We start from the raw sequence: 22,081 nt of genomic DNA on the forward strand, positions 1-22,081 counted from the left end.
AAATTAAATTATGGAGCGTTTTAATAACAAATTAATTTTCTTTCGAATTAAGATTTTACCAGCTTATCTTTTTTCATTTTAGGAGAAACTGTATTTTTCACAAGACCTTTCGTTTGTAAATCATCCAAAACGTTTAATGCTTCTTCAACATAAACATCTTTAGCTAAAGCTTGATGCCAAACGTCTCTTTTCTCTTTTAATGCAGCATCGCTTTTCATTTCAAGATCTTCATAAGGCAATGATTTAAACACTAAATCATTTTTATAATCCGAGATTGGTTTGTATTTTTTACCTTCATTTTCTACTTGTTCCTGAGTAGCTTTAAAGCTTTTGATATTTAAGCTGTATGTGTTTTCTTTGTTCTTAATATCAATCCATTTTGCATTGTCTTCAATCAATTTAAACTGATCGTTTTGAGCGATTCTGTTTTTACTATTTAAGATTGCTTTATTAAAGTTTTCATTAGAAGTCCAGGTAGCATAATCTGCCGGATCAATTTTATCCCAAGGCATTGCATTGTCAATATCTCTCTCACCCATTTTTAAGTAAGCATAACGATCTGGCATAACAACATCACTATGAACACCTTCTAATTGAGTAGAACCTCCGTTTATTCTATAAAACTTTTGTCCTGTAATTTTCAACGCTCCTAAATCTCCATAGTTTGCATTACGAACAAATTGGTTTAGATCTAGTACATTTTGTACCGTTCCTTTTCCGTAAGTTTGTTTACTTCCAATGATTACGCCACGTTTGTAATCCTGAATTGCAGCAGCCAAAATCTCTGATGCCGAAGCCGAGAAGCTGTTTACCATAATAACTAACGGTCCGTCCCACTCGATTTTTTTATCTTTATCGTATAAAACTTCTTTCTTTTTACCAGCAGATTTCACCTGAACAATTGGTCCTTCTTCGATAAATAAACCAGCAATATCAACTACTGTAGAAAGAGATCCACCACCGTCATCACGTACATCAAGTACAATACCGTTGATGTTTTCTTTTTTCAGTCTTTCAACTTCAAGTGCAATATCTTTTCCGGCATCACGACCGTCTTTATTTTCAAAATCGATATAAAATTTAGGCAGATAAATTACGCCATATTTCAATCCGTTTTTCTCAACAATACTAGATTTAGCGTACGTTTCTTCAATTTCTACAACATCTCTGATAATCGTAATTACTTTGATGCTTCCGTCAACTTTCTTTACCGTAAGTTTTACTTCAGTTCCTTTGTGTCCTTTAATTTTTTTCACAACATCATCCAAACGCATCCCTACAACATCTACAGGCTCTTCGTTTCCTTGTGCAACTTTCAAAATTAAATCTCCGGCTTCTAGTTGTTTACCTTTCCATGCCGGACCTCCAGAAATCAATTCATCAATTTGAGTAAAATCATTTTTCTTAGTTAATCTTGCACCAATTCCTTCTAATTTTCCGCTGATATTTACATCAAAACGGTCTTTTTCTTCTGGAGCAAAATAACTTGTATGCGGATCAAAACGCGCCATGATAGAATTCAAATAAACAGAAAACCAATAATCTCTATTTAAATCTTTAATAACACTAAAGTTATCATCTAATGATTTTAACGAATTGTCACGAGTTTCTTTTTCTAAAACTGCAAAAGTTTTTTCTTTGTAAGCAGGATCTTTTTTCTTCTTTTCGTCTTCAATTTTTTGTTTTGTAACCAGCGAAGAAAGTGTAGATAACTTGATTTGTTTTCTCCATCTTTCGTTAATTTCTGCTAAGTTCTTTGCATACGGAATGTGCTCATAATCGGCATTAAAAGTCTCGTCAACATCATAATTAAATGGTTGAGCCAAAATAGTCTTATAACGTTTTTTGCTTTCTTCCATACGTTTCATCAATCTTGTATAAGTAAGGTTGAAAAACGTAATATCTTTATTCAAAAACTGATCATCCAACATCAACTCATATTGCTTAAATTCATCAATATCAGACTGTAAGAAGAATCTTTTTGAAGGATCTAAAGCTTCTATATAATCTTTAAAAATTCCTTTAGAAAATTCATCGTTTACTTCTGCTGGGTTATAATGCCCTTTTTCAATAACAAATGCAAGTAATTCTAAAAGTGTTTTATCTTTATTTGGATCAGGATCTATAGACTTATCTGCGTTCATTTTAAATGCAAACAAGGTAAGCGACAAGCATAATACGGCTATAAGTATTTTATAATTTCTTTTCATAAATTCAATAATAGCATTCATCAATTTTTTTATCTAAGTTACGGTAAAAACTATGCCACAACAGCCAAGTTCATTGTAATTTTTTGTTAAAGATATAAAAATGTTTGACGCCCGAAAATCTTCTAGGAATTAGTTAACAATTTTTATTTTATTTGTAATTATTCAACCCAAAACTGTTACTACATTTGTTTTTTAAATCCTGTAATCGTTAAAAATTAAAAATAATGAAAAAAGAAAAACCCCTTATTTTAGTGACTAATGATGATGGTATTCTAGCTCCCGGAATCAGAGCTTTAATAAGCGTTATGGAGACGATTGGCGAAGTGATTGTAGTGGCTCCAGACAAACCACAAAGTGCAATGGGCCATGCAATTACTATAAATAATACTTTATTTTTAGATAAAATATCCAAAGAAGGCGACCTTATTACGGAATATAGCTGTTCTGGAACTCCTGTAGATTGTGTGAAATTGGCAGTTAATAAAATTTTAAAAAGAAAACCTGACCTTTGTGTGTCTGGAATTAACCACGGATCGAATTCTTCTATAAATGTAATTTATTCCGGAACAATGAGCGCCGCGGTTGAAGCCGGAATTGAAGGTATTCAGGCGATCGGATTTTCATTATTGGATTTTGACTGGAATGCTGATTTTGAACAAATAAAATCTTTTGTCAAAAAAATAACTTTAGAAACACTTAACAATAAACTTCCCGAAGGTGTTGTTTTAAATGTTAATTTTCCGAAATTAAAAGAAAAGGAAATCAAGGGAATTAAAATTTGTCGTCAGGCGAAAGCTTATTATGCGCAGAAATTTGACAAAAGACAAACGCCTTACGGAAAAGATTACTACTGGCTTACAGGCAAATTTACCAATGAAGATAAAGGTGAAGATACCGATGAGTGGGCTTTGGAAAACGGATATATTTCTGTTGTTCCGGTACAATTTGATTTAACGGCACATCATACTATGCAGCAACTTAATACTTGGAAACTAAATGGATAAGAGAGATTTTTTTATTGGCTTTATAATCGGAATTTTTACTTCTCTTTTAGGAAGTTATTTGTTCATTACTTTTTTTACCACTTTTGATATCTCGACCGAACTTGGCGTTATAAAACAATACGGCTATCTAGGCAAAATAATTACTTTGGGCACTATTTTAGACTTGGCTGTTTTTTTGCTTCTTCTAAAAAAGAACAAAGAATTTATGGCCAGAGGTGTTGTTTTGGCCGTGATTGTTCTGGCAATTTCTACTTTATTTATTTAAATCCTATCTTTGCAATTCAGAAAATTGTCTGCTGACAATTGAAATCCCTTTTCAAAAAAATTGATATGAAATATTACATAATTGCTGGCGAAGCCTCTGGAGATTTACACGGTTCTAATTTAATGAAAGCTTTGTATGAAGAAGATCCTCAAGCCGATATTAGATTTTGGGGCGGTGATTTGATGCAGAAAGCAGGCGGTACTTTGGTAAAACATTATCGTGATTTGGCATTTATGGGTTTTATTGAAGTTGTTTTTAACCTAAAAACCATTTTAAGCAATATCAAAGTCTGCAAAAAAGACATTTTAGAATTTAAACCTGATGTTTTAATTTTTATTGATTATCCGGGATTTAATATGCGTATTGCAAAATGGGCTAAAGAACTGAATTACAAAACGCATTATTATATTTCTCCGCAAATTTGGGCTTGGAAAGAAAATAGAATCAAAGCGATTAAACAAGATGTCGACAGAATGTTTGTGATTCTGCCTTTTGAAAAAAGTTTTTACGAAGACAAACATCATTTTCCTGTAGATTTTGTTGGGCATCCATTAATTGATGCTATTCAGAATCAGCCGGCTTTTGATGAAGCTTCTTTTCGAAAAGAAAATCAATTGGGCGAAAAACCAATTATTGCAATTTTACCTGGAAGCCGAAAACAGGAAATTACCAAAATGCTGAGCGTAATGTTAAGCGTAGTAAATGATTTTCAGGATTATGAATTTGTAATTGCCGGTGCTCCAAGTCAGGATTTTGAATTTTATCAGCAATTTATCAGCAATAAAAATATCAAATTTGTTTCTAACAAAACTTACGATTTACTTCGTTCTTCTACAGCTGCATTGGTAACTTCTGGAACGGCAACTTTAGAAACGGCTCTTTTTAAAGTTCCCGAAGTAGTTTGCTACAAAGGAAGTAATGTTTCTTATCAAATCGCAAAACGTATTATTACTTTAAAATATATCTCGTTGGTAAATTTAATTATGGATCAGGAAGTTGTAACCGAATTGATTCAAAGTGAATGCAATACGAAACGTATTAAAGAAGAACTTCAAAAATTATTAGAACCTGTTTATCGCGAAAAACTTCTAAAAAATTATGATTTATTAGAAGAAAAACTGGGCGGAGCGGGCGCGAGTAAAAAGACTGCAAAACTTATTGTTGCCGATTTAAAACAAAATTAAAAAAATATTGTTTTGAAAAAATTGATCCTCTTTTTGCTTTTAGCAGTCGCTTTTACCTCATGTAAATCAACTTCTAGCGTTGTAAGCAAAAATGAACCTAAAAAAGAAAATAGATCTTTGGTCAATAATCTGATCGAAAAAGCAACAGATAATATTGGCGTGAGATACAAAGCTGCCGGAACAACAAAAAATGGTTTTGACTGCTCCGGTTTAGTTTACACGACTTTTGAAAGCGAAAACATTAAACTTCCCAGAAGTTCTTTTGAGCAGGCAAAAGTTGGAAAAATAATTCCTTTAAGCGATGCTAAAAAAGGCGATTTGATTTTCTTTAAAACCAACAATAGCAAACAAATAAATCATGTTGGGTTAATCACCGAAGTTACTTCAGATGAAGTAAAATTTATTCATTCTTCTACTTCAAAAGGTGTTATTATTTCTTCAACAAAAGAATCTTATTATAAAAATTCTTTTGAACAGGTAAATCGAGTGATCAATTAAAGAATAAATTATTTATATTCTTTTTCTTACAAAATTTTAATACTTTTATCTCATGAAAGTATTAGGTTTTCCTTTAGTTAAAATTACTATTAGCTTCATTATAGGCATTTTTGTTTCGTATTATTTAGTCCCTTCATTGTTTGAAGCTATTACAGCATTTGCTGGCAGTGTCGTCCTTTTTGTATTGTCTTATTTTTTAAATCAAAAGAACAAAAAATATAATTCCTTTTTTGGTTTAAGCACTTATATCATTTCTTTTTTTACCGGATTAGTAATTCTGATTTTGCATACAGAAACAAATGAAGCATCAAATTATACACATTCAAAATCAGATTCTAAAAACCCTTCTTATATAACTTTTACATTACGGGAAAAGCTAAAAAGCAATGATTACAATGATCGGTATATCGGAATAATAAACAGCATTGCAAACAAAAAGTATTCGGGTAAAATTATTGTCAATATTCAAAAACACAGCACGCCAAATTCTTTAATTATTGGCAATACAATTAGAATAAAAACATTGTTGCAGTACACAAAAGCAAACAAAAATCCGAATCAATTTGATTACAGCAGTTATCTGGCAAACAAGCAAATTTATGCTCAGGTATTTTGCAAAAAATCAGAAGTAAAAGTCAGCAGAAAAATTCAAAAAGACATTTGGTATTATTCTGGACGTCTGCACGCCAGAATACTTCGTAATCTGGAAAAAGCCAATTTTAACAAAGCGGAAATGAATGTTGCTCTTGCATTAATTCTAGGCCAGCAGCAAGAAATCTCATCTGATATTATACAAGATTATCAATATTCTGGCGCAACTCACGTACTTTCGGTATCTGGTCTACATGTAGGATTTATTATGTTGTTTATTGCTTTTATTTTAAAACCAATTCCTAATACTAGAAGAGGTTCTGCAATAAAACTAGCTGCAATTTTATTTTCATTGATTGCATTTGCCATTATTTCTGGTTTATCACCATCTGTACTGCGCTCTGTTGTAATGTTTTCTTTTGTAGCCATCGGAAATCATTTACGCAGAAGTGGCAATATCTACCACACACTGTTAGTTTCTATTTTATTGATACTGATTTTCGAACCTTATTTCTTATTTGATGTAGGTTTTCAATTGAGTTATTTGGCCTTGTTTTTTATTATTTGGTTACAGCCTTTATTAAAAAAAATCTGGTCGCCCAAAAACAAAATAATTGTATATATCTGGGATACTTTGACGGTTTCTTTTGCAGCGCAAATTGGAACTCTTCCGTTGTGTTTGTATTATTTTCATCAATTTCCGGGATTATTTTTTATAACGAATATCATCATACTTCCTGTTTTATCTTTTATAATGATTGCAGGGATCATAGTAATGTTATTTGCCGTTTACAGTAGTCCGCCATTACTTCTCATTCAAATTTTTGAAAAGAGCATTTTTCTTTTAAATCAAATGATTCATTTTGTCGCTTCGTTTGAATCGTTTGTTATTCGGGATATTAGTTTTAATTCGTATTATCTCTTAGGTTTTTATCTCTTTATAATTTCAGGTATTATTTGGTTTAAGAAACCGACTTACACCAAATTTACAGTTGCTTTAAGTTCAATAATTTTGATACAGCTTTCGTTTATTTACACTAAAAAAGAAATCGAAACGCAACAAGAATTTATTGTTTACAATACCAAGAAACAAACGTTGATTTCTCAAAGATCTGGAAAAACAATTTCTCTTTTTACAAGTGATACAATTGATACAAAAACGAAAAGAAATCAAATATTCACTTCTTATTTAGTAGGCAATTTTGGAAATTTAAAAGAAACCAACTTGCTTAAAAACACAATGTTCTTTAATGGAAATAAAATTCTCATTATAGACAGTACTGGTATTTTTGAAACGAAAATAAATCCTGACATTGTTCTTTTAACTCAGTCGGCAAAAGTAAATCTTGATCGCGTATTGCAAAAGATCAGCCCAAAAGTAATCGTAGCAGATGCATCAAATTCCTATTCTATTTTAAAGAACTGGCAAGTAAGCTGTCTTAAAAAAAATATCCCTTTTCACGCCACGAGCGAAAAGGGATTTTATAAGTTAAATTAAAAGTTTAATTCACTATTCTGGATGCAAAAGTAACTCACAGTCTTTAATCCACAATTTTGGACCTCCTGGTTTATAAGAAACTTTGCCAAGCGCATTAAAAGTTGTTTTACCTTTTCGAACAGACGCTAATGCAAAACATACCTGTGGCAGTTCTTCAACCCCAAAAGCATTTTTTATTTTCATATTCTGTTCTCGTATTGCATCAGACACACTTTCATCAGATAAATCAAGCTTTACTAAAATCACATTATCACGTGACCACACGGCAAAATCTGGCGTTTTAAAAATTTCACTTTCAATTTTTAGCGGTGCTCCGGCAATAGTAAAATAAATCAGTAATGGTTTTTTTTCTTCATTACTCATTGTAATAGCATCATTAAAGTTCGTCTTCCAAAGAATATTCTGTGACTTCATGGAAAAAGAAGCTAAAACAAACAGTAGGATAAGTAGTTTTCGGACCATAAAATTAGAATATTTTTACGTTAATGCGACTAAATTAACATAATATCCTTATAAAACAAGTCTATTTACTGTCTAAAAATGAAAAAAAATCACGGAAAATGAATTTTACCAATTAAATCCTAAATTTTTACCGATATGAAAAAAAAAGGCGTTTTAAAATATCAATACACATGATTCAAGAGACAAATGGATTGAAAAAAAATATCCCTCTTCGCAAAAGCAAAAAGGGATATTAAGTGTGCTTAATTACGTTTAATTATTCACTTGGATGCAGGATTGCATTTGCTTCTGCAATCCACGCTTTTGCACCTCCTGGTTTGTAAGCCAGTTTGCCTAAAGCACTAAAAGTTGTTTTGTTCTTTCTAATAGAAGCTAATGCATAACATACTTCCGGTAAGTCTTCAACACCAAATGCTGCTTTCAATTTAAGATTTTGTTCTCTATCACCGTCAGAAGCAGAAGAATCTGATAAATCAAGTTTTACTAAGATTACATTATCACGTGACCAAACGGCAAAATCTGGGGTTTTAAAAACTTCGTTTTGGAGATTATCTGATACACCTGAGGCAGTAAATAAAATCAACATTGGTTTATTTTGTTCATTACTAATTGCAATGGCATCTGTCATGCTGGTTCTCCAAGCTAGATTTTGTGCATGCATAAAAAATGAACCTAAAAATAATAGTAGGATAAGTAATTTTTTGGTCATATTATATTGGTTATGGTTAGTATAGTATGACGAAATTAACATAATATTTTAATTTTCCAATTTTTATTGAGACAAAAAATACATTATATGTTTTTTTTATATAAATTAAATATCATACTAATAATTTACCTAAATGTAATTGAAAATAAAATCTTACGAAACAAAAAAAACTCCTTACAATTACGTAAGGAGTTTTTTAAATATTTTGACCTAAAGTTATCTACATATTAAGATTTCTTCGGATGAACAATTTCTTCTGCAACGGTTAACCAAGCAGCAGGACCGCCTGCAACATAACCCGTTTTACCAAGTCCTTTAAAATTTACTCGCCCATCTTTAGTTTCAGCACTTGTAAAGAAAACGGTTGGAAATCCCTGAATTCCAAAAGCTTGCTGTAACTCATTATTCTGATTTTTAAGTTCTGGTGTTTGAGGTACTGCTCTAGGATAATCTAATTCTACCAAGACAACATTATCTGCTGCCCATTTTTTAAATTCAGCCGTTTTTAGCACTTCGTTTTGCAAACGAATACACCATCCGCACCAATCACTTCCGGTAAAAAACAATAACATTGGTTTTTGTTCCTTATTACTTATAGTAATGGCTTCTTTAACATCAGTATACCATTTTAATTCTTGCGCCTGACTTGCAAATGCTCCAATTAAAAAGAAAGCTATTAGAAATATTCTTTTCATAATGTTTTAATTTTGGACAAATTTAAGCAAAATTTGAATTACAAAATGTCGTCTATTTTACTTCTTGCATTAATTTTTTAATTAATGGTGTAGCAACAATCAAAACCACACCCGCAATTAATGAATATATGGCCAATTGGTAATATCCGTCTGTGTATGCAATAAGTTTAGACATTAAGGTTGTTCCTGTATTCGCATTAGACATTTCAGATCCTAATTTACCTGCAGCTAATTGACCAAAAGCACTAGATAAGAACCATAATCCCATCATCATACCAAATAATCTTTTTGGTGATAATTTTGTAATTACAGACATTCCAATTGGGCCAATGCACAATTCTCCGAGTGTATAGATTAGATATCCTAATGCAAAAACATTTAAAGAACTTAAGCCTTGCGGATCGATAAAAAATCTTGCACTGTAAAAAATAAAAAATCCTGCAGCTAATAAAACAAACGAAAGTCCGAATTTTATAACTGTATTAGGTTCAATTTTTCTCTTGTACATAAAAATCCAAAGCAAGCCGATAAGCGGACTAAAAATGATAACATACAATGAGTTTATACTGTTGTTTACCACATTTGGATCTATATTAAAAAACAACAATTTGTTTGATAAATTGTCTTTTGCAAATAATGATAACGAACCTCCTGACTGCTCAGAAATAGCCATAAACATAAAATACCCGAAGATAAATATAAATGCAGCCATTAGTTTGTATTGTTGTTTTCTATCTTTTATGTTAATCAACTCATATAAGAAGTATCCAACAGCAATAATACCAATTGTGTACATAAAATAATCTGTATAATCAGAATTGATTACCATGATATATACAAGCGGAATTACTAACAATGAACCTGCATAAACTGCAATTTCGTATGTTTTTCTTTTTGATGGCAAAGCGTTTTCCAGAGGAGAATTTCCAATTGGAGCTAAATATTTTTTAGTCAAAAGAAACGTAACGACCCCGATGATCATAACAACCGCGGAAGAAAGAAAACACAGACTCCAAGAGTAATTTTTTCCTAAATAAATCGGAATTGCACCACCCAACATTCCACCAATATTGATTCCGGCATAAAACAATCCGTAACCAGCATCTCTACGACCATCATTTTCATGATATAACTCTCCTACCATCGAAGATACGTTGGGTTTAAAAAAACCTGTTCCGATAATAGACAATGTTATACCGTAATAGAAAAAATCATGCGGCGAAGCTGCGATCAGCAAATTCCCCAAAATCATGATTATACCACCAAAAAGCAGTGATTTTTTAAAACCTAAAACTTTATCGGCAAATATTCCTCCAATAAAAGTAAAGGCATAAACAAACGCTTGGATTGCTCCGTATTGAAGATTAGCTTTTCCTTCAAGTAAACCTAATTGATCTACCATGAAAAATGCTAAAACTCCTCTCATTCCATAGAAACAAAAACGTTCCCACATTTCAACTAAAAATAAATACCACAATTGTTTTGGGTATTTGCCTTTAAAATTTTGAATTCCTTCTAAAGTAAGCTCGTTTTCCATTTTATCTAACACCATGCATCATTTTTTTCAAGAAAGGAGTCAACGCAAATAACACAATTGCAGCAATTCCTGTAAGCACAACGAATACCATAAAGAACTCGTTTAAGTTATGAATTTCAAATCCTGCAAAAAAGTGATTTGCTGCACTAATTTGATGCTTGTCTAAAAGAGCCAATTGCTCTGCAGTTGGCGTAACTGTTTTATCTAATATAGCCTGAAGATCAATTCCTAATTCTTTTGCTTTTGCAAATTTATCACCTGTTGCAGGCAAAATAGAACCTAGAGTTCCTCCTAATGCATAACCAGAAGCATTAGACAAGAAAAACACTCCGTATAATAAAGAAGCAAAACGTTTTGGAGATAATTTACCTACCAATGATAAACCAATTGGAGATAAACATAATTCAGCACAAGTATTTAAGAAATATAATAAAATCAACCATTTCACTAATAACAAACCAGAAGTCCCAATGTATGAAACCTGAGTTGCAATCATGAAGAAACTAATCGAAATGATCACCAAACCAACTGCTAATTTTACAGGAGAAATTGGTTCTTTTCCTTTTGCTCTAAGCGTATCCCATAATATACTGAAAGGAACTGCTAAAGCCACAACGAATAATCCGTTGAAAATCTGAACCATCGATGCCGGCATTTGAAAACCAAAGAAGTTTCTATCTGTCTGGTTATCTGCAATAAAAGTTAAAGAAGAACCAGCCTGCTCAAACGCAGCCCAAAAGAAAATAATAAAGAAAGAAACAATATAGATTACGATAATTCTATCTCTTTCTACTTTTGTTAATGAAGAATCAGAAATGATTAATCCGGCCAAAGATAAGCCGCTGGAATAGATTAAAGTATAAATTAAATTCTGTCCTACTACATAGTGAAAGAACAAGCCTAAAACTAAGAATGCAACACCAGCAATAGATAAAGATTTACTAGAAAAATTGGCTTTTTGAGCTTCTCCTTCTTCAAAATCTGCAGCTTCATTTTTAGAAGGCAAACCTCCTAATGGTCTTCCTTCCGGAGAAACCACATATTTATTTTTTAAGAAGTAAAAAAGCAAAGTTCCTAAAAGCATAGCAACAGAAGCCGCTAAGAATCCCCATCTAAAAGCGTGTATATCTCTAATACCGCCAGTATCTTTAACATCTCCTAACAAAGGACAAATTGATTGCCCTAAGAAAGCTCCGATGTTAATACCCATATAGAAAATAGTAAAAGCTGTATCTAGTTTTGTTTTTTCTTGTTTTGGATATAAACTACCCACCATACTAGAAATATTTGGTTTAAAGAAACCATTACCAAAAACAATAGTTGCCAAACCGCAGTACATAATAGCTTTTGCCAGACCTAAATTTCCTTCAAAAACACTACCGCTGGTAAACAACAGTAATTGCCCGATTGCCATTAATAATCCGCCTAATAAAATACAATTTCTGTTTCCTAAAAAACGATCTGCTACAAAACCTCCCAACATTGGAGTCAAATAACAAAGACCAAGAAAACCACCATAAATTAATGAAGCTTCTTCTTCTTTCATTAATAATGAGTTAACAAGAAACAACGTCAATAAAGCACGCATTCCATAAAAATTGAACCTCTCCCACATCTCCGTTCCAAACAATACCCAAAGTCCTTTTGGATGCGCTGATTTCACTTGAGTTTCTCCCATATTATTCATTATTTTATTTTAGGTTATTTTTAGATTTTTAGGTTATTATAAATTTGCTTTGATAAAGTTAGTCATTTTATTGTACAGCTGAATTCTCGTTGCACCACCATAAATTCCGTGGTTTTTATCTGGATATATTTGAGAATCAAATTGTTTGTTTGCCTGAATTAATGCTTCCATCATTTGCATAGAATTTTGCACATGAACGTTATCATCACCAGATCCGTGAATTAATAAAAACTTACCTTTTAATTTATCAACATGATTTATTGGAGAGTTTTGGTCGTAACCACTTGCATTTTCCTGAGGCGTCTGCATGTATCTTTCTGTGTAAACACTGTCATAAAAACGCCAGTTCGTTACAGGAGCTACAGCAATAGCCATTTTGAAAACATCGTTTCCTTGAAAAATACAGTTCGAAGCCATAAAACCTCCGTAACTCCATCCAAAAATACCAATACGTGAAGCATCAACATACGGATAAGCACCAATTACTTTTGCTGCATCAATCTGATCTTCAACTTCATATTTTCCTAATTCTTTTTGTGTTACTTTTTTAAAGTCGGCACCTTTATAACCCGTTCCTCTTCCATCTACACAAGCTACAATATAACCTTGCTGTGCCAATGACTGAAACCAGTAATCATCAGAATTATTCCAGTCATTATTTACCTGTTGTGATCCTGGACCAGAATATTGATACATGAAAACAGGATGTTTTTTTGAAGGATCGAAATCTTTTGGTTTCAAAATCCAAGCATTTAATTCATTTCCTTTAGCAGTTTTTAAAACAAAAAACTCTTTTGTAGGCAAATTATAATTTTTCAGTTTAGCAGATAATGCCTGATTATTCTCAATAACCTGAATTTCTTTACCCGATTTTGCTTCGTTTAAAGTGTAAGTTGTAGGCTGAGAAGCACTAGAAAAAGTATTAATATAATATTGGAAATTAGGGCTGAAAGTTGCCGCATTTGTTCCTGTAGTTTTAGACAAAGCTGTTTTATTTTTTCCGTCTAATGAGATGCGGTAAATTGCTCTGTTTATAGAACCATTTTCTGTAGATTGATAGAAAATAGTTTTAGATTTTTCGTCGAAACCGTAGTATGAAGTTACTTCCCAGTTTCCTTTTGTAACCTGATTTTTAAGTTTTCCGGTATTATCATATACATAAATATGATTGAAACCATCTTTTTCGCTTGTCCAGATAAAACTGTTATCTTTTAAAAATGTCAAATTATCAGTAACATCTACATAAGCTTTGTCTTTTTCATTCAAAACTAGTTTTGCGACTGCCGTTGTACCATCAACAAACAACAAATCAAGATTATCCTGATGGCGGTTTAAAACCTGTGCAGACAATGTATTATTATCATTTGTCCATTGTAATCTTGCTATATAAAAATCATTATAATTTCCAAGATCTACTTTTTTAACAGCATTACTCGCCGCATCATAAATATGCAATGAAACTACAGAGTTCTTTTCTCCCGCTTTAGGATATTTAAAAGTTTCGATTGTTGGGTATAAATCTTTATGAAAAATTGACATCGAAAATTCTGGAACTGCACTTTCGTCAAAACGAATATACGCTAGTTTTTTACTGTCTTTACTCCAGTCAAAAGCCCGGACAAAAGCAAATTCTTCTTCGTAAACCCAATCCGTAATACCATTAATCACAGCATTTTTCTTTCCGTCTGTAGTAACTGCAGTAGATTTTTTTGAAGCTACGTCGTAAACATATAAATTGTTTTCTTTAGCATAAGCAATCTTAGTTCCGTCTGGCGAAAAAGTCGGCTCCTGCACCTGAAAATTAAAAAGCTTAGTAAGCGATTTAGAAGCTATATCATATAAAAAATAATCTGCTGTAAAAGAATGGCGAAAAATTTGATTTGAATTGCAGGCAATTAAGATCTTTTTTTCAGAAGCATCAAAAGTATAACTGTCAATTCCGTCAGCTAATGCTGCATGATTTTTAGTATCTATTAAGTTAGAAACTTTTTTTAGCGTTGCAAAATCATACAAATCGATCTGCATGGTTCTGTTTGCCTGATCAACATTTAGCACCGTATATCGATCTGTATTTTTCAAAGATTGCAGTTCATCCATCCCTTTAGCTCGGAATGCTCCACCATAAATATCCTCAATAGTGATTTTTTGTTGGCCAAAAACGGTTGCAACCAAAAATAAAAGAACAAGAGTAATTTTATTTGTATTCATTATAATTTATTTTAAACATAAAAAAGAGTCCAATTTTAGTGAAAAAAATAAACATAATACACATTTTAAGTGTTAAATGTTAAAAAAAATAACGATTGCGCTTTTTGATGTTTCAAATACATTTTAAAGAAAACTCTTAAAATGGTATATTTGCCGCAACATTATTATTTAATATACTGAGAATGAACAACGCTGTTGCCGGATTTTCTAAATTATCCAAAAAAGAAAAAATTAACTGGATCGCTACTGAATACTTTTCTACACCAGATGAGGCTGTAAACATTATAAGAAATTACTGGAATTCAGACGACAAGCTCCAACAGCTGCACGATGAATTTATCGAAAATACGATTACCAATTTATATATCCCTCTTGGAGTTGCTCCTAATTTTTTAATCAACGGAAATTACAAAACCATCCCTATGGCTATTGAGGAAAGCTCTGTAGTGGCTGCAGCATCTAAATCTGCCAAATATTGGGCAACACGCGGCGGGTTTAAAGCAACTGTAATTGATACCGAAAAAATTGGTCAGGTGCATTTCATTTTCAACGGAGACGCTCAAAAATTACATACCTTTTTTGATCAAATCAAACCAAAATTTTTCTCAGACACGCAAAGCATTACTAAAAATATGCAGCAACGTGGCGGCGGAATTCTAGACATTCAGCTAAAAGACAAAAGAAATTTACTGGAAAATTATTTTCAATTGCACGCCACTTTCGAAACGAAAGATAGTATGGGAGCCAATTTCATCAATTCTTGTCTGGAACAATTTGCAACAACATTAAAAGAAGAAGCTCAAAATTCTGATTTACTTTCAGAAAACGAAACGCTTCAGGTGGTCATGAGCATTTTATCTAATTATGTTCCGAATTGCGTAGTTAGAGCCGAAGTTTCCTGCCCTATCGAAGACTTAAAAGAAAAACATATTACCAATCCGCAAGAATTTGCCGAACGTTTTGTACAGGCTGTTCAGATTGCCGAAGTTGAACCTTTTAGAGCCGTTACGCACAATAAAGGTATTATGAATGGTGTTGATGCTGTAATTTTGGCAACAGGAAATGATTTTAGAGCTGTAGAAGCCGGAATTCATGCTTATGCTTCCAGAAACGGACAATACGCGAGTTTGTCGCACGCCAAAATAGAAAACGGAATCTTTACTTTCTGGTTAGAAATACCTCTTGCTTTAGGTACCGTTGGCGGATTAACTTCGTTACATCCTTTAGTAAAATTGTGTTTAGAGATTCTTCAAAAACCTTCGGCAAAAGAATTAATGGAGATTGTTGCCGTTGCTGGTTTGGCACAGAATTTTGCAGCTTTACGTTCTTTAACTACAACCGGAATTCAGGAAGGACACATGAAAATGCACTTAAATAATATCCTCAACCAATTTGAAGCCAACGACGAAGAACGTCATTTGATTAAAGCTTACTTTAAGAAAAATGCTATTTCGCACAGTGCCGTAGTTGAGTTTATAGAAAATTTACGAAAATAATTAGAAGCTATTCCCGCTATCCGCTGTATCTTTTGGGCTGAACCCCACCCCAAAAGGATGCCGCTGCTATCGGGGCTAAAAATATAGAATGAAAAATACCTTTTACAGTAACGGAAAACTTTTAATTACAGGAGAATACTTAGTATTAGACGGCGCCAGAGCTTTTGCATTACCTACAAAATTCGGTCAAAATCTAGTAATAGAAAATGGTTCCAATCAAGAAATCAAATGGAAAAGTTATGATTTTGACAAACACGTTTGGTTTGAAGATAGTATTTCTTTTTCTGAGGTAATAAACAATCCTGAAGTCAAAATAGAAACGGTAAAAACTACTTTAATTAATATTCTGCACGAAGCTTATCTACTCAATTCAGATTTTATAAATAATGCCGAAGGATATATCGTTTATACACAACTTACGTTTCCTAAAAATTGGGGTTTGGGCACTTCTTCAACTTTATTGAACAATATTGCACAATGGACAAAAATTGATGCTTTTACATTGCTTAAAAACAGTTTTGGAGGAAGTGGTTATGATATTGCCTGTGCACAAAACAATACTCCTATAACATATCGCTTAGAACAAAATCGTCCGGTGGTTGAGTCTGTAAATTTCAATCCAGATTTTACTCAAAACATATTCTTTGTTTATCTAAATAAAAAGCAAAACAGCAAAGCCGCTATAAATGCTTATTACAATAACAAAAACCAGCATTTAGCCGAAAGTATTGCAGCTAATAATAAAATTACTGATGCGGTTATAAATGCCAAAACACTAAAAGAATTTGCCCGTGCTTTAGAAAAACATGAAATTCAATTGAGTAACATTTTAGAATTGCAAACTATTAAAGAAATTGCTTTTCCGGATTTTAATGGTGTGGTTAAAAGTCTTGGTGCTTGGGGCGGTGACTTTGTAATGGTCGTTTCTAAAGAAGATCCTAAAGAATATTTTATATCAAAAGGATATGAAACTATACTTACTTATGCAGAAATGATTTTATAGAACTCTAATGTTATAAATTAAGGCAAAAAACTAATTAAGATTTACTTTCTTATTTTTAGATTCTTTTGTTTCGAGTCGTCTCACAATTTGATTTTCCTGTTCAGTCTGTTCATTCGACTCTATAAGGGTATTATGCAGGCGTTCTGCCATCTTTTCTATACTATTAGTAATAGAATCATAAACCAGTTCCATTCTGCGGTGTTTTTCTTCTTTTACCGCTTTCAAAACATCTTCTACAAAAATCTTATCGTATTTTTCGGCAACAGAATCACGAGTGTTGGTTAATCGTATTACATTGTCGTTGCCCAATATTGTTACCTTAAAGTGCTGCTCTTCGTTACTTAGATAGTATTTCCCTCCCAGTTCATCACAATTGATGTCGGTGCTAGGTACTTTAAGCAATTCAGTAATAATTCCAAAAATATGATTCTCGATTTTGGAATATACTTTAGGCTTCTTTTTAAAAATCTTAAGCATTCTTAAATACCGCAACATTAAAGTAATTTTTTTATCATTTTCACTTTGTTTTTGTCTTGATTTTCAGACAGATATATGTTTACTAAAATAAAAATCGAGACAAATTAACTGTAATATTTTTAATATCCCAAATTTTTCCTATTATATTTCCATTATTCCTATATAGTCAGAGATATTTAACAGATTATTATTACAAAAACATTTAATATTTTTCACATTCAAACATAAAAAACCCGAAACATTCAAAAGAACATTTCGGGCTTTTTTATAGCTGTTTACTAGAGACTAGTAATTAAATTGTAACCTGTTGTCTTCGATTTTAGCATTGCTTTTTAAAGCTGGTAAAACTCTGTTTGCATCAGATGCGCTTTGAGCTTTTACTTTCTCGATGTAAGGAGCGTGATTTGCAATTGCAGGCGCTTTTACTGTACTAATGTTTTTTACAACATAAACTCCAGTATTTCCTTCAATTGGAGCAGAAACTTTGTTTGCAGCTAAAGCAAATGCATTACCAACAACTTTTGGCTCTTGTCCAACTCCACCAGGTAAAACTGGATTGTCTAAAGTAACATTAGTTGCTTGTTGTACTGCTACACCAGCGCTTTTTGCTACAGCTTCAAGACTAGAACCAGTCATTTTAGCTTTTAGAATTTCAGCTTTTTTCTTGTTTTTCAAGATTGGCTCAACATAAGGTCTTGCCATAGTAACAGAAACTAAACCTGATTTGTTTTCACCTTTATATTGTGCAATTACGTGACCAATATTAGCAATTTCAAAGCGTTTTACGTCTCCAGTACTAGTTTCTTTGTCAAATGCCCATCTTACAATGTTACGTTGGTTTCCTAGAGAACCAAACACTTCATCCATAGCTTTTGCAGTTACAGGAGCAGCAACTTTTAAACCTAATTCTTTTGCAGTAGCATTAAAATCTTTATTAGCAGCATCCATTTCAAATTTAGTTGCTAATGTAAATACTTTATCAGAAGTAGCTTCAGATGGCTCGATTTTTTGAGCAATAGTAGCTAAACGAATTCCGTCTTGTTTGTCAGTGATTTTGATGATATGAAATCCGAAAGGAGTTTCTACTAAACCAACTTTTCCAATTCCGTTGCTGAATACAAAATCATTAAATGGTTTTACCATTTGATTTGGACCAAAATATCCTAAATCACCACCTTGTTGTGCAGATGAATCATCAGAGCTTGTAAAAGCCAACATCATGAAACTATCTGGATTTGCCTGAACCTGAGCTAAAATTTCTTCTGCTTTAGCTTTTGCTTCTTCTTTAGTTCTTTTTTCTTTTTGGTTTGGAGTTTGAGATCCTTCGTAACCAATTAAGATGTGACTTGCTTTTGCGTTAACGCCAGCTTTAAATCCTAATGATTTAGAAAGACATAAGTATTTTCCAAATACGTATGGTCCGTAAATTGCACCTGGAGCTAAGCTGAATAATTTATCAGCATCAACCGCAGGAAGACTATTTTTAGCCACGTAAGTTGAATCGTATGGTACATCAGAATTTGAGTTTACAAATTCTGCAATGTTTGTAGCATTTCTAAAACCTGCTAATGTATCGTTTTTACCCGTTTTTGCGTTGTAAACAACACTTCCTGATAATAAAGATGTCAATTTAGCTCTAATTTCAGCTTCGTCTTCTTTAGAAGGTTTATCTTCTACTAAAACGTATTGAATTTCACGAGTGTCATCTGCTTTAAATTTCTTCTCGTTTTTCTTCATATAATCTACGATTTCAGAATCAGAAATTTTTACATCACTATCTTTAATAGAAGAATATAATGCACCAGCATAAGCAAAATTTACTTTGTTAGCTTCCATTTCATATTTCAACTTTCCTTCACTAGCAGTTGTGTAAAGTCCAGCTTTGATTAATGTATTGTAGATTTGAAATTTTGCGTTTAATGCAGCGTCTTTTTCTTTTTCAGCAATATATTGTGCAGCTTCAGGATTAGTTTTGAAATAGTCTTTGAATTTTACAATATCAAAAATACCTGCAGCATTTAAGAACATAGGGTTTTTTCCAATATTTGGATCTGCTTTTAAAACTTCAATTAAGTGTTTTTCGCCAACTCTCAATCCTAATTTATCAAACTGAGCAGATAATAAAGCGATTGAAACTTCTTGATCCCAAACTCTGTTTGCAGCTTCAGTGGAAGTAATACCTTGTCCACTTTTTTCAACATTACTAACTTTAATTCTAAAGTCTTCAAATGAAATATCTTTTCCATCGATGCTTCCTACATCTTTTGAACTTTGACTAAATGTTCCTTTACCGATAAGATCTTGGATTATAAATGCAAATAATGCAAGTGCAATAACTCCTATCAATAAAGCGGAACGCTGTCTAATTTTTGCTAAAACTGCCATTTTTATGTTATTAATTTTATATTCAGTTTGCGAAAATACAATTATCTAGTTAATAACAATACAACTAGCGTTTTATTTTGCACAATTTTTTTAATTAATGAAAAAAATCACTCTTTTATTGTCATTCTGACCAATTCGATTTTCTTATCTGTTGCTTCTTCTATCACAAAATGATAGTTATTTATGATGATTTTATCCCCTTTTTGAGGTATTTCTTTGGTAGAATTTACTATAAAACCTCCTAAAGTCCCGTAAGAATCTTCTTCAGGAATCATTAAATCGTAGGTTTCGTTTAAGTATTCAACATCTAATCGAGTAGAAAACAAATATTTACCTTCTCCAAGTTCTTGCTCTATCAATTCTTCGTCAGAATCATGTTCGTCTTCAATCTCTCCAAAAAGTTCTTCAACAATATCTTCAATGGTTACAATACCAGAAGTTCCTCCGTATTCATCTAAAACAACCGCAACATTTTTTCGCTTTTTAATAAGCAGATTTAAGGCGTCTTTTATTAGAATTGTTTCCGGAACAAATTCTACAGTCATTAAAACTGATTTTATTGTTTTCGGCTTTTTAAACAAATCAAAAGAATGCACATAACCAACAATATCATCTAATGAATTTTGACTGACTACAATTTTAGAATAACCGGTTTCTATAAACAATGCTTTTAATTCTTCGACACTTTGAAATATGTCAATATCTACAATTTCTGTTCGCGGCGTCATGATGTCACGAGCCTTAACTCCAGAAAACTCTAAAGCATTTTGAAAAATCTGAATTTCAGAATCTACTTCTTCATCATCCTCTACAGCATTCATCTGCTCGGTTATGTAATTTCCCAATTCTATTTTACTAAAATACAATTGTACAGGATCGCCTTCGGTTTTGAAAAATTTGCTCAAAACTAAATCTGCTATCCATATAAAAAAACTAGAGATATAATAGAAAAGCCTGTAAAACAAATAGGCAGGAATTGCAAATATCTTAATTAAGGAATTGGCATAAATCTGAAAAAAGACTTTCGGAAAAAATTCTGCCGTTATCAAAACTACAAAAGTTGCGATTAAAGTCTGAATAAGCAGACTTGTTATCTCAGAAAACTGAAATGTTGATTTGGTAATCCAGTGAAGAATTAGATCACCCATAAAAAAACCATAAATCACCAAAGCAACATTATTACCAATAAGCATTGCGGCAATAAATTTTGATGGATTTTCAGTAAGTTTAGTCAGGATTCGGGACAGAAAATTATCTTGCTTTTTTTCGATTTCAAGATAAATTTTATTCGAGGAAATAAAAGCAATTTCCATTCCCGAGAAAAAGGCTGCTAGTATTAAACATAATATTATAATACTAATTTCCATTTTTACTGTTTTTTATTACGATCATCAAATTTCCTGGCAAATCTTCTTCTAAAGAAAAACATAAAAACAGCCATTCCTGCAATTAAAAAACTTAAAGTAGATTTGTCATTTCCTTCATTAATTTTTGTAAATCCGTCATAGACAAAATAAACTGCAAATAAGATGTAAACGTATTGTGTATATTTTAAATAACCCATAATCTTTATTTTTATTCGTTTGATTCAATCTCACCGCTTATTCGCTGCGAATTGATCACTTTAAAATCTTTGCTAAAATCAATTCCTTGTCCGTATGAAACTCCTTTAGCATCTGTTAATTTAAATTTTCTTTCCGTATAAAACCATTCGTTTTTCTGGTCGAAATACAATTGTTCCGTTTCTAAAACCTGTCCTTCTTCAGACGTGATTTTCACTTTTCCCTGTAAATCAATTATTCCTGTAGTTTTATACGAAACGGCGTAATTTGATTTTATAAAAGTACGCTTTTGTTTTTTATCATATATGGTAAGATCGATTCCTTTGGGAAATTCTGTAAAAGGGAAATCCAAATTAGAATAATCCAGCATTTTTGGACTAATAAGCACTCCTGTTATGCGTCCAGAATCGGTATATTTAATGTTTACAGTATCGGCATCGCTTCCCGGTACAAACTCAGAGAAGTTAATTTTCTGGACGTCTTTAAAATTACTTTCGCACCCAAAAAACAATGCCACAGTAAAAACTGTGACAACTGTTATACTATATTTCTTTAGTAAATTCATTCGCCAAATGTAGTAAATTGCAATGAGCTTAAAAAAACATAAAAG

General features: G+C 32.2%; 19 protein-coding genes. 7 read left to right on the forward strand and 12 right to left on the reverse strand.

Going from position 1 to position 22,081, the window contains the following annotated elements; translation table 11 throughout:
• Nucleotides 1-47 precede the first annotated feature (47 nt).
• On the reverse strand, nt 48-2,231 hold the full coding sequence (locus EV144_RS08440; RefSeq protein WP_134147957.1) for a carboxy terminal-processing peptidase: 2,184 nt from the start codon (nt 2,229-2,231) through the stop codon (nt 48-50).
• A gap of 203 nt (nt 2,232-2,434) precedes the next feature.
• Here EV144_RS08440 and surE point away from each other — a divergent pair, with 203 nt between their 5' ends.
• The 5 genes from surE (at nt 2,435) to EV144_RS08465 (ending at nt 7,250) form a co-directional block, all read left to right on the forward strand.
• Complete coding sequence (gene surE, locus EV144_RS08445; protein WP_134147959.1) at nt 2,435-3,214, forward strand: 5'/3'-nucleotidase SurE; 780 nt, start codon at nt 2,435-2,437, stop codon at nt 3,212-3,214.
• Nucleotides 3,207-3,479 carry a hypothetical protein gene (locus EV144_RS08450; protein ID WP_134147961.1) on the forward strand — a complete coding sequence of 91 codons (273 nt, stop codon included), beginning with the start codon at nt 3,207-3,209 and terminating at the stop codon, nt 3,477-3,479. Before surE ends, EV144_RS08450 begins: the two co-directional genes overlap by 8 nt.
• A 65-nt stretch (nt 3,480-3,544) precedes the next feature.
• Nucleotides 3,545-4,663, forward strand: a complete 1,119-nt coding sequence (gene lpxB, locus EV144_RS08455; RefSeq protein WP_134147963.1) for a lipid-A-disaccharide synthase — start codon at nt 3,545-3,547, stop codon at nt 4,661-4,663.
• Nucleotides 4,664-4,675: 12 nt separating this feature from the next.
• The gene (locus tag EV144_RS08460; RefSeq protein ID WP_134147965.1) at nt 4,676-5,161 is read left to right on the forward strand and encodes a C40 family peptidase; all 486 of its coding nucleotides are present in this window, start codon (nt 4,676-4,678) and stop codon (nt 5,159-5,161) included.
• 52 nt (nt 5,162-5,213) lie between these two features.
• Nucleotides 5,214-7,250, forward strand: coding sequence for a ComEC/Rec2 family competence protein (locus EV144_RS08465; RefSeq protein WP_134147966.1), 2,037 nt, complete (start codon nt 5,214-5,216; stop codon nt 7,248-7,250).
• 12 nt (nt 7,251-7,262) lie between these two features.
• Here EV144_RS08465 and EV144_RS08470 read toward each other — a convergent pair whose 3' ends face one another.
• The 6 genes from EV144_RS08470 to EV144_RS08495 form a co-directional block, all read right to left on the reverse strand.
• Nucleotides 7,263-7,664, reverse strand: a complete 402-nt coding sequence (locus EV144_RS08470) for a thioredoxin family protein (protein ID WP_243854641.1) — start codon at nt 7,662-7,664, stop codon at nt 7,263-7,265.
• Between the two features lie 304 nt (nt 7,665-7,968).
• Nucleotides 7,969-8,421, reverse strand: coding sequence for a thioredoxin family protein (locus EV144_RS08475; protein ID WP_134147970.1), 453 nt, complete (start codon nt 8,419-8,421; stop codon nt 7,969-7,971).
• Nucleotides 8,422-8,648: 227 nt separating this feature from the next.
• A complete protein-coding gene (locus tag EV144_RS08480) occupies nt 8,649-9,116 on the reverse strand; it encodes a thioredoxin family protein (RefSeq protein WP_134147972.1) in 468 nt (155 codons plus the stop codon).
• Between the two features lie 52 nt (nt 9,117-9,168).
• Nucleotides 9,169-10,653 (reverse strand): peptide MFS transporter, encoded by a 1,485-nt coding sequence (locus EV144_RS08485; protein WP_134148910.1) that lies wholly within the window; start codon nt 10,651-10,653, stop codon nt 9,169-9,171.
• Nucleotide 10,654: 1 nt separating this feature from the next.
• Nucleotides 10,655-12,331, reverse strand: coding sequence for a peptide MFS transporter (locus EV144_RS08490; protein WP_134147973.1), 1,677 nt, complete (start codon nt 12,329-12,331; stop codon nt 10,655-10,657).
• Nucleotides 12,332-12,376: 45 nt separating this feature from the next.
• Nucleotides 12,377-14,548, reverse strand: a complete 2,172-nt coding sequence (locus tag EV144_RS08495) for a S9 family peptidase (RefSeq protein WP_134147975.1) — start codon at nt 14,546-14,548, stop codon at nt 12,377-12,379.
• A 182-nt stretch (nt 14,549-14,730) separates the two neighbouring features.
• Between EV144_RS08495 and EV144_RS08500 the strand changes: the two genes are divergently transcribed.
• Together EV144_RS08500 and EV144_RS08505 are read left to right on the forward strand one after the other, a co-directional pair.
• Nucleotides 14,731-16,044 carry a hydroxymethylglutaryl-CoA reductase, degradative gene (locus tag EV144_RS08500; RefSeq protein WP_134147977.1) on the forward strand — a complete coding sequence of 438 codons (1,314 nt, stop codon included), beginning with the start codon at nt 14,731-14,733 and terminating at the stop codon, nt 16,042-16,044.
• Nucleotides 16,045-16,132: 88 nt separating this feature from the next.
• Nucleotides 16,133-17,047 (forward strand): GYDIA family GHMP kinase, encoded by a 915-nt coding sequence (locus EV144_RS08505; RefSeq protein ID WP_134147978.1) that lies wholly within the window; start codon nt 16,133-16,135, stop codon nt 17,045-17,047.
• Nucleotides 17,048-17,077: 30 nt separating this feature from the next.
• On the opposite strand, the gene EV144_RS08510 is transcribed toward EV144_RS08505, so the two are convergent.
• The 5 genes from EV144_RS08510 to lptC all read right to left on the reverse strand — a co-directional run bounded on the left by EV144_RS08510 (nt 17,078) and on the right by lptC (nt 22,036).
• Nucleotides 17,078-17,542, reverse strand: coding sequence for a hypothetical protein (locus tag EV144_RS08510; RefSeq protein ID WP_243854642.1), 465 nt, complete (start codon nt 17,540-17,542; stop codon nt 17,078-17,080).
• Between the two features lie 267 nt (nt 17,543-17,809).
• Nucleotides 17,810-19,909 (reverse strand): peptidylprolyl isomerase, encoded by a 2,100-nt coding sequence (locus tag EV144_RS08515; RefSeq protein ID WP_134147980.1) that lies wholly within the window; start codon nt 19,907-19,909, stop codon nt 17,810-17,812.
• A gap of 107 nt (nt 19,910-20,016) precedes the next feature.
• On the reverse strand, nt 20,017-21,276 hold the full coding sequence (locus EV144_RS08520; protein ID WP_134147982.1) for a hemolysin family protein: 1,260 nt from the start codon (nt 21,274-21,276) through the stop codon (nt 20,017-20,019).
• A 2-nt stretch (nt 21,277-21,278) separates the two neighbouring features.
• Nucleotides 21,279-21,473, reverse strand: a complete 195-nt coding sequence (locus EV144_RS08525; RefSeq protein ID WP_134147983.1) for a hypothetical protein — start codon at nt 21,471-21,473, stop codon at nt 21,279-21,281.
• An 11-nt stretch (nt 21,474-21,484) separates the two neighbouring features.
• A complete protein-coding gene (lptC, locus tag EV144_RS08530) occupies nt 21,485-22,036 on the reverse strand; it encodes an LPS export ABC transporter periplasmic protein LptC (RefSeq protein WP_134147985.1) in 552 nt (183 codons plus the stop codon).
• Nucleotides 22,037-22,081: the final 45 nt, after the last annotated feature.

Source organism: Flavobacterium sp. 270, assembly GCF_004368785.1.
Lineage (GTDB): Bacteria > Bacteroidota > Bacteroidia > Flavobacteriales > Flavobacteriaceae > Flavobacterium.